The following is a 13,095-nucleotide window of genomic DNA, read 5'->3' as shown; positions in this document are numbered from 1 at the left end:
AAACGCGACCCTTATACGGCCATCAGGTCGGCTTCTTTCTGCTTGGTGGCCGCATCGATGTCAGCCTCAGCCTTGTCGGTCAGCTTCTGGATATCAGCAGCAGCACGACGCTCTTCGTCTTCGCTGATTTCCTTGTCTTTGACCAGTTTCTTAAGGTCACCCAGGGCATCGCGACGAATGTTGCGCACGGCAACACGAGCATCTTCAGCGGCGCTACGTGCCTGCTTGGTGAAGCCCTTGCGGGTTTCTTCAGTCAGGGCCGGCATGGAGATCAGCAGCAACTCACCCAGGTTGGTCGGGTTGAGGTTCAGGCCAGCACTCTGGATCGCCTTGTCGACAGCCGCGAGCATGTTGCGCTCAAACGCGACGACTTGCAGGGTCCGGGAGTCTTTTACCGTGATGTTCGCCACTTGGGTAATGGAGGTGTCTGTGCCGTAGTACGGCACCATCACGCTACCCAGAATGCTTGGGTGGGCCTTGCCGGTACGAATCTGACCAAATGCATGATTCAGAGAGTCCAGGGATTTCTGCATACGCTCTTGAGCGTCTTTCTTGATTTCATTGATCATTGTTGGCCTTCCTCGATCAGGGTCCCTTCAGCGCCACCATGCACGATATTCAGCAGGGCGCCGGGCTTGTTCATGTTAAAGACGCGCAACGGCATCTTGTGGTCGCGGCACAGACAAATGGCTGTCAGATCCATCACACCCAGCTTGCGATCCAGCACTTCATCGTAAGTCAGATGATCGAACTTCTCGGCATGCGGGTCTTTGAACGGGTCAGCGGTGTAGACGCCATCGACCTTGGTCGCCTTGAGCACGACATCGGCATCGATTTCGATTGCGCGCAAGCAGGCTGCCGAATCCGTGGTGAAGAACGGATTACCGGTACCGGCCGCGAAAATCACCACTTCCTTGGCGTTCAGGTGGCGCATGGCTTTGCGACGATCATAGTGATCGGTCACACCCACCATGGAAATCGCCGACATCACGATGGCCGAGATATTGGCACGCTCCAGCGCATCGCGCATGGCCAGGGCGTTCATCACAGTGGCCAGCATGCCCATGTGATCGCCAGTCACCCGATCCATGCCGGCCGCGCTCAGCGCTGCACCGCGGAACAGGTTACCACCACCGATCACCAGACCGACCTGAACACCGATACCGACCAGTTGGCCGACTTCCAGCGCCATGCGATCCAGAACCTTCGGATCGATCCCGAACTCTTCCGAGCCCATCAGGGCCTCGCCGCTAAGCTTGAGTAGAATGCGTTTATAGCGAGCCTGATAACCACTGCCCTGCTGAGCCATTGCGAATCTCTCCTGCGGCGTATTTTAAAAAAATTCTTTGCGAGCTGTTTGCAGCTGCGCTCACTCTAGCTTGGCGCTGCTTCAGCGCCATCGGAACATGGCTTTGTAAGCCAGTTCCAAAGGGAAACCAATAAAAATCTGGCGGCCCATCTGAAAAGAGGCTGCGCGCGTAAGCGGGCAGCCTCTTCAGGGCGACAGTTTAAAAAACCGTCTTACGACTTGGCAGCGGCCAGCTGAGCGGCAACTTCTTCAGCGAAGTTGTCTACTGGCTTCTCGATGCCTTCGCCTACTTTGAAGTAGGTGAAGGAAACGATTTCAGCACCGGCTTTCTTGGCCAGTTCGCCAACCTTGATTTCAGGGTTCTTAACGAACGCCTGCTCAACCAGGCTCGCTTCAGCCAGGAACTTGCTGATACGGCCTTTGACCATATTTTCAACAATGTTTTCTGGCTTGCCTTTGATTTTTTCTTCGTTCAGCTGCAGGAACACAGCTTTTTCACGCTCGATCGCTTCGGCAGAAACTTCCGAAGGCAGCAGGAACTCTGGGTTGCTGGCCGCTACGTGCATAGCGATGTCTTTGGCCAGTTCAACGTTGCCGCCTTTCAGGACAACTGCAACACCGATCTTGTTGCCGTGCAGGTAACCACCAACAACATCACCTTCAACGCGTACGAGGCGACGGATGTTGACGTTTTCGCCAACCTTGCCAACCAATACCAGGCGATCAGCTTCTTGAGCGGCGATCAGCGGAGCGACGTCAGTCAGTTTGTCGGCGAACGCTTTTTCAACGCTAGCAGCAACAAATGCCTTGAAGTCGTCCTGCAGGGCCAGGAAGTCAGTCTGCGAGTTTACTTCCAGCAGAACAGCAGATTTGCCGTCTTCTTTCAGAGCGATAGCGCCTTCAGCAGCCACGTTGCCTGCTTTCTTGGCAGCCTTGATTGCGCCGGAAGCACGCATATCATCAATGGCTTTTTCGATGTCGCCGTCAGCCTTTTCCAGGGCCTTCTTGCAATCCATCATGCCTTCGCCGGTACGCTCACGCAGTTCTTTAACCAACGCTGCAGTAATTGCTGCCATTTTCAAAATCCTCTTGGATAGGTTTTCAACCATTCCACCCGATCGAACGGGCGATCAATTCTTCCCGAACCACCGTTGTAAGCCGCTGCACGTTACAGCTCTGCAAGTGCGGGGCCGACAAACGGTTTTCGAGGTGGCAAAAAGGGGGCCAAGCCCCCTTTTTGCTTACTGAGTCAACGCCAAGGCGTCAGTTACTCAGCCGCTGCTACCGGAGCTTCTTCAACGAACTGCTCGGTGCCGCCAGCAACGTGGTTGCGACCGCGGATTACAGCGTCAGCCATCGAACCCATGTACAACTGGATAGCGCGGATTGCGTCATCGTTGCCTGGGATGATGTAGTCAACGCCTTCCGGGCTGCTGTTGGTATCGACTACGCCGATAACCGGGATGCCCAGCTTGTTGGCTTCGGTGATCGCGATGCGCTCGTGATCAACGTCGATAACGAACAGAGCGTCTGGCAGACCGCCCATGTCCTTGATACCACCCAGGGAACGATCCAGCTTTTCCAGGTCACGGGAGCGCATCAGCGCTTCTTTCTTGGTCAGCTTGGCGAACGTACCGTCTTCGGCTTGCACTTCAAGGTCACGCAGACGCTTGATGGAAGCACGGATGGTTTTGAAGTTGGTCAGCATGCCACCCAACCAGCGGTGATCGACGTACGGCGAACCGCAACGTGCTGCTTCTTCAGCAACGATCTTGCCAGCGGAACGCTTGGTGCCGACGAACAGAATCTTGTTTTTGCCCTGGGCCAGACGCTCTACGAAAGTCAGAGCTTCGTTGAACATTGGCAGGGTTTTTTCAAGGTTGATGATGTGGATCTTGTTACGCGCGCCGAAAATGTATTTACCCATTTTCGGGTTCCAGTAACGGGTTTGGTGACCGAAGTGCACACCGGCCTTCAGCATATCGCGCATGTTGACTTGGGACATGATAGTTCCTTAATAAGTCGGGTTTGGCCTCCACGTATCCCAATGACCAACCAGCAGCATCAGCTGAAGGCACCCAGGTCATCGTGTCGACACGTGTGTGGATTTAAGCCTTTCGGGGTATCCCCGGAAAGCGGCGCATTTTATACCACAAGACTGCAAAAAACGGAACCCGGATTCTCAAAACCTGGCACGTGTCTTAATTAGTCCCTTGGAATCGTTCAAGAATGCGCCAATCTATAGGGCGATGCGACGCACAGAGGCTCAGATTTGCGCTGATCGTCTGATAGAATCAGGTTTTTCAGGGCCGCGTAGATAGATCGCACACCGCCCATTTCGTTTCAACAAGCGCCATCGAGCGCAGAGAGAGCCTGTATGACCGTCACCCTCAAAACCCCAGAGGACATCGCAAAAATGCGCATCGCCGGCAAACTGGCTGCCGATGTGCTGGAAATGATTGCCGAACATGTCAAACCGGGCATCACCACCGAAGAGCTGGATCGCATCTGCCACGACTATATCGTCAACGAGCAGCAAGCCATCCCTGCCCCGCTCAACTACAAGGGTTACCCGAAGTCGATCTGTACCTCGATCAACCACGTGGTCTGCCACGGCATTCCGAACGAGAAGCCGCTGAAGGATGGCGACACCCTGAACATCGACGTCACCGTCATCAAGGACGGTTACCACGGCGACACCAGCCGCATGTTCCACGTCGGCTCCGTACCGGTCTGGGCCGAGCGCCTGTCGCAAGTGACCCAGGAATGCATGTACAAGGCGATTGAAATCGTCAAACCCGGCTGCCGCCTCGGCGACATCGGCGAAATCATCCAGAAACACGCGGAAAAGAACGGTTTCTCGGTGGTTCGCGAGTTCTGCGGTCACGGCATCGGCAAGGTTTTCCATGAAGAGCCGCAGATCCTGCATTACGGCCGCGCCGGCACGGGCATGGAACTGAAAGCGGGCATGACCTTCACCATCGAGCCGATGATCAACCAGGGCAAGGCCGACACCAAGGTATTGGGCGATGGCTGGACCGCGATCACCAAGGACCGCAAGCTGTCGGCCCAGTGGGAGCACACCCTGCTGGTCACCGAAACCGGTTACGAGATCTTCACCTTGCGCAGCGATGACACCATCGCCCGCGTTTCGGCCTGATCCGAGCCGCGCAGCTCTCAGCCTTATAGATAGACAGGAAAGCCAATCGATGCCGCAGGTGGATCCAGAACTCTTCGACCGCGGCCAGTTCCAGGCTGAACTGGCCCTGAAGGCAAGCCCGATCGCGGCCTTCAAGAAGGCGATCCGCCAGGCCCGCGAGGTGCTCGACGGGCGCTTTCGCAACGGCCGCGACATTCGCCGGCTGATCGAGGATCGCGCCTGGTTCGTCGATAACATCCTGCAAAAGGCCTGGGAGCAGTTTAACTGGAGCGAAGACGCCGACATCGCGCTGGTCGCGGTTGGTGGCTATGGTCGCGGTGAATTGCACCCGTATTCCGACATCGATTTGCTGATCCTCCTGGACAGCGCCGACCACGAAATTTTCCGCGATTCCATCGAGCGTTTTCTGACGTTGCTGTGGGACATCGGCCTGGAAGTCGGCCAGAGCGTTCGCTCGGTGGACGAATGCGCCGTTGAGGCCCGCGCCGACCTGACGGTCGTCACCAACCTGATGGAAAGCCGCACCATCTGCGGCCCCGAACGCCTGCGCCAGCGCATGCTGGACGTCACCAGCACCGCGCACATGTGGCCGAGCAAAGACTTCTTCCTCGCCAAGCGCGCCGAGCAGAAGGCCCGTCACCACAAATACAACGACACCGAATACAACCTGGAACCCAACGTCAAAGGCTCGCCCGGAGGCCTGCGGGATATCCAGACGATTCTGTGGGTGGCCCGTCGTGAATACGGCACCCTGAACCTGCGCGCACTGGCGGGTGAAGGTTTTCTGGTCGAAAGCGAAAACGCCCTGCTGGCCTCCTCCCAGGAGTTTCTGTGGAAAGTCCGTTACGCGCTGCACATGCTCGCCGGTCGCGCCGAGGATCGCTTGCTGTTCGATCACCAGCGCTCGATCGCCGGGCTGCTGGGGTTCGTCGGCGATGACGCCAAGCAAGCCATCGAAAACTTCATGCAGCAGTACTACCGGGTGGTCATGAGCATTGCCCAGCTCAGCGACCTGATCATCCAGCACTTCGAGGAAGTCATCCTCGCCCCGGACGATGAAGCGCCACCGCAACCGATCAACTCGCGGTTCCAGTTGCATGACGGCTATATCGAGGCACGTAACGACAACGTATTCCGCCGCACGCCATTCGCCATGCTCGAAATCTTCGTGCTCATGGCCCAGCAACCGGAAATCAAAGGCGTGCGCGCCGACACCATCCGTCTGTTGCGTGAAAACCGTCACCTTATCGATGACGACTTCCGTAACGACATTCGTAACACCAGCCTGTTTATCGAGCTGTTCAAGTGCAAGATCGGCATCCACCGCAACCTGCGCCGGATGAACCGTTACGGCATCCTCGGGCGCTACTTGCCGGAGTTCGGATTCATTGTCGGCCAGATGCAACACGACCTGTTCCACATTTACACGGTCGACGCTCACACCCTCAACCTGATCAAACACCTGCGTAAGTTGCAGTACACCCAGGCGTCAGAAAAATTCGCATTGGCCAGTAAGCTCATGGGCAAACTGCCCAAGCCTGAGCTGATTTACCTGGCCGGTCTGTATCACGACATCGGCAAGGGTCGGCACGGCGACCATTCGGATATCGGCGCAGTAGATGCAGAAGCCTTTTGCCAGCGCCATCAGCTGCCGGTTTGGGACACTCGCCTGATCGTCTGGCTGGTGCAAAACCATCTGGTGATGTCGACTACGGCCCAGCGCAAAGACTTGTCCGACCCCCAGGTGATCCACGATTTCGCCCAGGCCGTCAGCGACGAAACCCGTCTCGATTATCTGTACGTGCTGACGGTCGCCGACATCAACGCCACGAACCCGACCCTGTGGAACTCCTGGCGCGCCAGCCTGTTGCGCCAGCTCTACACCGAGACCAAGCGTGCCCTGCGTCGCGGCCTGGAAAATCCGGTCGATCGCGAAGAACAAATCCGCCAGACCCAGAGCGCGGCGCTGGACATCCTCGTCCGTGGCGGTACCGACCCGGACGATATCGAGCAACTGTGGGCGCAATTGGGCGACGACTACTTCCTGCGCCACACCGCCGGCGACGTGGCCTGGCACAGTGACGCGATACTCCAGCACCCGGCCGACGGCGGGCCACTGGTGCTGATCAAGGAAACCACTCAGCGCGAATTCGAGGGCGGCACGCAGATCTTCATTTATGCACCGGACCAGCACGATTTCTTCGCCGTGACCGTGGCCGCGATGGACCAGCTCAACCTGAACATTCACGACGCCCGAGTGATCACCTCCAGCAGCCAGTTCACCCTCGACACCTACATTGTGCTCGACACTGACGGCGACTCGATTGGCGACAACCCGGCGCGGGTCAAACAGATTCGCGAAGGGCTGACCGAGGCCCTGCGCAACCCGGACAACTACCCGACCATCATCCAGCGTCGAGTGCCACGCCAGCTCAAGCATTTCGCCTTTGCGCCACAGGTGACGATTCACAACGACGCCCAGCGTCCGGTGACCGTACTGGAACTCACAGCTCCAGATCGTCCGGGACTGTTGGCGCGGATTGGCACGATTTTCCTGGAGTTCGACCTGTCGCTGAAAAACGCCAAAATTGCCACGCTGGGCGAGCGGGTGGAGGACGTGTTCTTCATTACCGACGCCAATAACCATCAGCTGTCCGACCCGCTGCTGTGCAGCCGCTTGCAGGATGCAATCGTTGATCAGCTGAGCGTCAGCCACGAACCCGATATCAAATTGTCACGCCTGAGTATCTGAATTAACCAACTTTCCCTGTGGGAAGCGCTTGTGTGGGAGCGGGCTTGTCCGCGATAGCAGCACCTCGGTGTATCTGACAGACCGAGGCGCCTGCATCGCGGGCAAGCCGGCTCCCACACAAGCCAGCTCCCACATTAAAAGAGGCCCCCATGAACAACGCTCTGACCCAGCTCCAGCCTTACCCGTTCGAGAAGCTCCGCGCCCTGCTCGGCAGCGTCACGCCAAACCCGGACAAACGCCCTATCGCGCTGTCCATCGGTGAGCCAAAGCACCGCTCGCCGAGCTTTGTGGCCGAAGCCCTGGCCAGCAACCTGGATCAGATGGCTGTGTACCCGACCACCCTCGGCATCCCGGCGCTACGTGAAGCCATCGCCGCCTGGTGCGAACGCCGCTTCAGCGTCCCGAACGGCTGGCTCGACCCGGCGCGCAACGTACTGCCGGTAAACGGCACTCGCGAAGCGTTGTTTGCCTTCACCCAGACCGTGGTCAACCGTGGCGAAGACGCGTTGGTGGTCAGCCCGAACCCGTTCTATCAGATCTACGAAGGCGCGGCATTTCTCGCCGGCGCCAAGCCGCACTACCTGCCATGCCTGGATGAAAACGGCTTCAACCCGGACTTCGACACGGTTTCGCCGGACATCTGGAAGCGTTGCCAGATCCTGTTCCTGTGCTCGCCAGGCAATCCGACCGGCGCACTGATTCCGGTCGACACCCTGAAGAAGCTGATCGCCCTGGCCGACGAATACGACTTCGTGATCGCCGCCGACGAGTGCTACAGCGAACTGTATTTCGACGAACAAACTCCGCCCGGCGGCCTGCTCAGCGCCTGCGTGGAATTGGGCCGCAAAGACTTCAAGCGTTGCGTGGTGTTCCACAGCCTGTCCAAACGTTCCAACCTGCCAGGCCTGCGTTCGGGTTTCGTGGCGGGAGACGCCGACATTCTCAAAGGCTTCCTGCTGTACCGCACCTACCACGGTTGCGCGATGCCGGTTCAGACCCAACTGGCCAGCGTTGCCGCGTGGAACGACGAAGTGCATGTGCGCGCCAACCGCGTGCTGTACCGCGAGAAGTACGATGCCGTGCTGGAAATCCTCGGCCCGGTGATGGACGTGCAGCGTCCGGACGGCGGTTTTTACTTGTGGCCCAATGTGGACGGCGATGATGAAGCGTTCTGCCGTGATCTGTTTGTTGAGGAACACGTGACGGTGGTACCGGGATCGTATCTGTCGCGCAATGTTGACGGGGCCAATCCAGGCGCCGGTCGAGTGCGCATGGCACTGGTAGCGCCACTGGCAGAATGCGTCGAGGCTGCCGAGCGGATTCGCGACTTTATTCAGCGTCACAAGTAACCACGGGCCAACATCCCCCTCATCGGGTGATGCGTATTCCGGCTATACAACGCCAGGCGCTGTGCCCGCAGCGCCTTCTGCCGCAAGGGCTAAGGTAATCGACAGATTCGAAGTGCCATATTAGGCGTTTAGACTGCATGAAGGACCTTGGAACTGCCCGAGAACCCTGTGGGAGCGAGCCTGTTCGCGATTGCGATGTAACATCCACCATGGAGGTTGATTGATCCTGCGCAATCGCGAGCGGGCTCACTCCCACAGGTTTTGCGCTTCCATGGCATAATCCGTCACCATTTTTTTCCAGCACCTGCAAAGGGGGCAATTCCTTGACCGTTTCAAGCAAAACGTTGCACCTTTTCGGCATCAAAGCCTGCGACACCATGAAAAAGGCGCGCACCTGGCTCGATGAACACGCTGTCAGCTATGACTTTCATGATTACAAAACGGCCGGTATAGACCGTGAACACCTGACCCAATGGTGCGACGAGCACGGCTGGCAAGTGGTGTTGAACCGTGCAGGCACGACCTTTCGCAAGCTCGACGACGAACGCAAAGCCGATCTCGACCAGCCGAAAGCCATCGAACTGATGCTCGCACAACCCTCGATGATCAAGCGCCCGGTGCTCGATCTCGGTGACCGAACCCTGATTGGCTTCAAGCCAGATATCTACGCGGCAGCGCTCAAGTAAGCCAGCCCGTTCAATTTTGTTAGAGGTATTCACATGTCCACTACCCTGTTCAGTCTGGCCTTTGGTGTTGGTACTCAAAATCGTCAAGGCGCGTGGCTGGAAGTGTTTTACGCACAGCCACTGCTCAACCCGTCGGCCGAACTGGTCGCGGCCATCGCGCCGGCTCTGGGCTACACCGAAGGCAATCAGGCCATCGCGTTCAGCACCGCTCAGGCGTCGCAACTGGCTGAAGCCCTGAAAGGCGTTGACGCGGCCCAGGCGGCGCTGCTGACCCGCCTGGCCGAAAGCCACAAGCCATTGGTCGCGACCATTCTGGCTGAAGACGCTCAGCTGACGTCCACGCCTGAGGCGTACCTCAAGCTGCACCTGCTGTCCCACCGCCTGGTCAAGCCGCACGGCCTGAACCTGGCCGGCGTGTTCCCGTTGCTGCCGAACGTGGCCTGGACCAGCCAGGGCGCCATCGACCTGTCCGAACTGGCCGAACATCAACTGGAAGCCCGCCTGCGTGGCGAGTTGCTGGAAGTGTTCTCGGTGGACAAGTTCCCGAAAATGACCGACTACGTGGTTCCGGCCGGCGTGCGTATCGCTGACGCGGCGCGTATCCGTCTGGGCGCTTATGTGGGCGAAGGCACCACCGTGATGCACGAAGGTTTCATTAACTTCAACGCCGGCACCGAAGGTCCGGGCATGATCGAAGGTCGTGTATCGGCAGGTGTGTTCGTCGGCAAAGGTTCGGACCTGGGCGGCGGTTGCTCGACCATGGGTACCCTGTCGGGCGGCGGCAACATCGTGATCAAGGTCGGCGAAGGCTGCCTGATCGGCGCGAACGCCGGTATCGGTATCCCGTTGGGCGACCGCAACACCGTTGAGTCGGGCCTGTACGTGACCGCTGGCACCAAAGTGGCGTTGCTGGACGAGCACAACAAGCTGGTCAAGGTCGTCAAGGCGCGTGAACTGGCCGGTCAACCGGATCTGTTGTTCCGACGCAATTCGGAGACCGGTGCCGTGGAGTGCAAAACCCACAAATCGGCCATCGAACTGAACGAAGCGCTGCACGCTCACAACTAAGCGTCGAATGCTTACCTGTGGGAGGCTCACTCCCACAGGGTCTGGCGTACACCCGCCCATGTTTACCAGGGCCGAATAACATGATGATCCCCTCTCCCTGGCGCGCCGATTTTCCGGCCATCGCCGCTCTGCAACGGCAAGACCAGACCTATCTGGACAACGCCGCCACCACGCAAAAACCTCAAGCCCTGCTGGATGCCCTGACGCATTACTACGCCAACGGCACAGCCAATGTGCATCGAGCGCAACACCTGCCCGGCGCCCATGCCACCCAGGCGTTCGAGGCCAGCCGCAGCAAGGTCGCCCAATGGCTGAATGCCGGCGATGGCGGGCAGATCATTTTTACCCACGGCGCGACTTCTGCGCTGAACCTCCTGGCATATGGCCTGGAACCTCTTTTCAATCCGGGCGATGAGATTGTCATCAGCGCCCTGGAGCATCACGCCAACCTGCTGCCATGGCAGCAACTGGCCCAGCGGCGCGAGCTGAAACTGGTGATCCTGCCGCTGAATGCCGACGGTTTGATCGACCTGGATGCCGCCGCGCAGTTGATCAACCCACGAACCCGCTTGCTCGCGATCAGTCAGCTGTCCAATGTGCTTGGCGCCTGGCAACCGTTACCCGCGCTGCTGACGATGGCGCAAGCGCACGGCGCATTGACGGTGGTCGATGGCGCGCAAGGCGTGGTGCATGGTCGGCATGACGTGCAGGCGCTGGGTTGCGATTTTTATGTATTTTCCAGTCACAAGCTCTACGGTCCTGATGGACTCGGTGTGTTGTACGGGCGCAATGAAGCGCTGAAACACCTGCGCCACTGGCAATTTGGCGGCGAAATGGTGCTGGATGCGGACTACCAAAGCGCTCGCTTTCGCCCCGCTCCGCTCGGTTTTGAAGCCGGAACGCCGGCGATTGCCAGTGTGATTGGTTTGGGGGCGACGCTGGATTATCTGGCGGCCCTCGATCAGGACGCGGTGTCTGAGCATGAAGCAGCACTGCATGATTATTTGGTGAAAGGTCTTGAAGCACGCAATGGCATTCGGCTGTTGGGCACGCCGCAACTGGCACTGGCCAGTTTTGTCGTCGAGGGTGTGCATAACTCTGATCTGGCGCATTTGCTGACCGAGCAGGGGATTGCGGTTCGAGCAGGACATCACTGCGCCATGCCGTTGCTCAAAAGCTTCGAGTTGGCCGGGGCGATTCGGGTGTCGTTGGCGCTGTATAACGATTCCGAAGACCTGGAGCGGTTCTTTGAAGCGCTGGACCATGCGCTGGAGTTGTTGCGATGAGCCTGCCTGTCGACGCGGTGACGGTGCTGGATACGTTTCAAAACGCGGCTGGCTGGGAACAGCGGGCGCGGTTGTTGATGCAATGGGGTGACCGCCTGCCTGTGTTGAGTGATGTGGATAAAGTTGATGCCAACCGCGTGCATGGCTGTGAAAGCCAGGTCTGGTTGGTGGGCTCGCTGCAAGATGGCCATTGGCAGTTTGCGGCGACTAGCGATGCGCGTTTGATTCGCGGGTTGGTGGCGTTGCTGCTGGCGCGGGTCAACGGGTTGTCGGCGACTGAGTTGCGGCAGGTGGATTTGCCGGAGTGGTTCAATCAGCTCGGGCTTTCGCGGCAACTGTCGTCGTCGCGCAGCAATGGCCTCAATGCCGTGCTTCAGCGGATGAATGAGTTGGCTGGTTAATCGCCGAACTGGCGGCGAACCGGATGCTGGATAACCTCTGCTACCCAAACCCACGCCACACAGCTAATACCTGACTGTAACCAATCCTCATGTAGGAGTGAGCCTGCTCGCTATGGCGGTGTGTCAATCGACATCAACACTGAATGTCATGCCGCATTCGCGAGCAGGCTCGCTCCCACAATTGGCACCTTTTTGTGGACGCCATTTTCTCGGCGATTATTGGGGAACAGGATTTCTATTGGGGAGTTGATACCCCATAGCCCTTCTCTGTTTGATATTTGCGAAACGAAACGGGCTTTCCGAGCCTAGCGAATCAGACATCGTCTTAAATATGTTCAGATATTCACCCTTGAGTTCGTCTGGAACACTACGATACCCCCCCCTCATATAGTCATGAGCAAATGCAAACTTGACAGACTTATGAATCGAGTGAGGGTCTTCAATTTTGACGACCTGCCCAAAATCGATCGGCACTACACCCTCGTTGGTCACTTTAAAATTACCCGGTTTAGGGTCTCCCATTATGAAGCCTTGTTCGTAGAGCGTTTTAACGCCCGCTTTGACTTCGTCTTGAGTCGGAGCGCCACCCTCAACAAATGGCATCACCAACTCCCCTTGTGACAAATAAGCCAAATTGTGTTGATTTTTCGCTACTGCCATATAGTCATTGCATATATTCAATTCATGCAGCACTGCAGCTGGATCGGCCTTATTGAATTGCTTGATCACATGGTCACCCATTTTCAGTACGCACCCATAACTGCCACTTGCCAAATATATCGGTTCGCCATGATGTTGCCGTAACAGCGCAAGCCGATCGGGCCCAGTATTAAACTCTGCTCCTTTTTTCTCCTTATCTCGCCCAATGGAAAGCAGACTGTCACAACTAGCCAACCACGTGCTGAATTGCGCTTTGGCATGCTCGTTTTTCACATGTTTCAAAGCATCACTCAATGCAACTTTAACCGCTTTGACAGACACAGCATCAACTTGCACCCCGTCAGCTGCCGCGTGCCCTTTAAAGATGCTTTCCGCAACAGCGCTAGAAAGTTTATTATCCCGATTTGCAATACTTACAAGCTTT

At 57.6% G+C, this 13,095-nt stretch carries 12 protein-coding genes; 7 read left to right on the top strand and 5 right to left on the bottom strand.

The annotated features are described in order from the left end of the window. Positions 1–11: 11 nt before the first annotated feature. The 4 genes from frr to rpsB all read right to left on the bottom strand — a co-directional run bounded on the left by frr (position 12) and on the right by rpsB (position 3,314). Complete coding sequence (gene frr, locus J2Y56_RS16460; RefSeq protein WP_007949335.1) at positions 12–569, bottom strand: ribosome recycling factor; 558 nt, start codon at positions 567–569, stop codon at positions 12–14. Beyond that, positions 566–1,309, bottom strand: a complete 744-nt coding sequence (gene pyrH, locus J2Y56_RS16455; RefSeq protein ID WP_003172271.1) for a UMP kinase — start codon at positions 1,307–1,309, stop codon at positions 566–568. Before pyrH ends, frr begins: the two co-directional genes overlap by 4 nt. Before the next feature lie 212 nt (positions 1,310–1,521). After that, on the bottom strand, positions 1,522–2,385 hold the full coding sequence (tsf, locus tag J2Y56_RS16450) for a translation elongation factor Ts (RefSeq protein ID WP_007949329.1): 864 nt from the start codon (positions 2,383–2,385) through the stop codon (positions 1,522–1,524). A 191-nt stretch (positions 2,386–2,576) separates the two neighbouring features. Continuing rightward, positions 2,577–3,314 carry a 30S ribosomal protein S2 gene (gene rpsB, locus J2Y56_RS16445; RefSeq protein ID WP_003189158.1) on the bottom strand — a complete coding sequence of 246 codons (738 nt, stop codon included), beginning with the start codon at positions 3,312–3,314 and terminating at the stop codon, positions 2,577–2,579. Between the two features lie 372 nt (positions 3,315–3,686). On the opposite strand from rpsB, the gene map reads away from it, so the two are divergent. From map to J2Y56_RS16410, 7 genes are all read left to right on the top strand, one after another. Beyond that, the gene (map, locus tag J2Y56_RS16440; RefSeq protein ID WP_007949326.1) at positions 3,687–4,469 is read left to right on the top strand and encodes a type I methionyl aminopeptidase; all 783 of its coding nucleotides are present in this window, start codon (positions 3,687–3,689) and stop codon (positions 4,467–4,469) included. 49 nt (positions 4,470–4,518) lie between these two features. Further along, positions 4,519–7,221 (top strand): [protein-PII] uridylyltransferase, encoded by a 2,703-nt coding sequence (locus tag J2Y56_RS16435; protein WP_310351415.1) that lies wholly within the window; start codon positions 4,519–4,521, stop codon positions 7,219–7,221. A gap of 149 nt (positions 7,222–7,370) precedes the next feature. Beyond that, positions 7,371–8,570, top strand: coding sequence for a succinyldiaminopimelate transaminase (gene dapC / locus J2Y56_RS16430; protein WP_007949323.1), 1,200 nt, complete (start codon positions 7,371–7,373; stop codon positions 8,568–8,570). 323 nt (positions 8,571–8,893) lie between these two features. Next, the gene (locus tag J2Y56_RS16425; protein ID WP_007949322.1) at positions 8,894–9,256 is read left to right on the top strand and encodes an ArsC family reductase; all 363 of its coding nucleotides are present in this window, start codon (positions 8,894–8,896) and stop codon (positions 9,254–9,256) included. 33 nt (positions 9,257–9,289) lie between these two features. Beyond that, entirely contained in the window at positions 9,290–10,324 is a 1,035-nt protein-coding gene (gene dapD, locus J2Y56_RS16420; protein ID WP_007949321.1) for a 2,3,4,5-tetrahydropyridine-2,6-dicarboxylate N-succinyltransferase, read from the top strand. Between the two features lie 80 nt (positions 10,325–10,404). Then, on the top strand, positions 10,405–11,610 hold the full coding sequence (locus J2Y56_RS16415) for an aminotransferase class V-fold PLP-dependent enzyme (RefSeq protein WP_007949320.1): 1,206 nt from the start codon (positions 10,405–10,407) through the stop codon (positions 11,608–11,610). After that, positions 11,607–12,011, top strand: a complete 405-nt coding sequence (locus J2Y56_RS16410) for a SufE family protein (RefSeq protein WP_007949317.1) — start codon at positions 11,607–11,609, stop codon at positions 12,009–12,011. The genes J2Y56_RS16415 and J2Y56_RS16410 overlap by 4 nt, the downstream gene beginning before the upstream one ends. Positions 12,012–12,227: 216 nt before the next feature. Here the strand turns inward: J2Y56_RS16410 and J2Y56_RS16405 are convergent, their stop codons facing one another. Next, complete coding sequence (locus tag J2Y56_RS16405; protein ID WP_310351409.1) at positions 12,228–13,007, bottom strand: hypothetical protein; 780 nt, start codon at positions 13,005–13,007, stop codon at positions 12,228–12,230. Between the last annotated feature and the right edge of the window lie 88 nt (positions 13,008–13,095).

The sequence above is a fragment of the Pseudomonas sp. BE134 genome (assembly GCF_031456105.1).
Classification (GTDB): domain Bacteria; phylum Pseudomonadota; class Gammaproteobacteria; order Pseudomonadales; family Pseudomonadaceae; genus Aquipseudomonas.
Note: the sequence above shows the minus strand (reverse complement) of the source record. Positions and strands in the feature narration are given on the sequence as shown.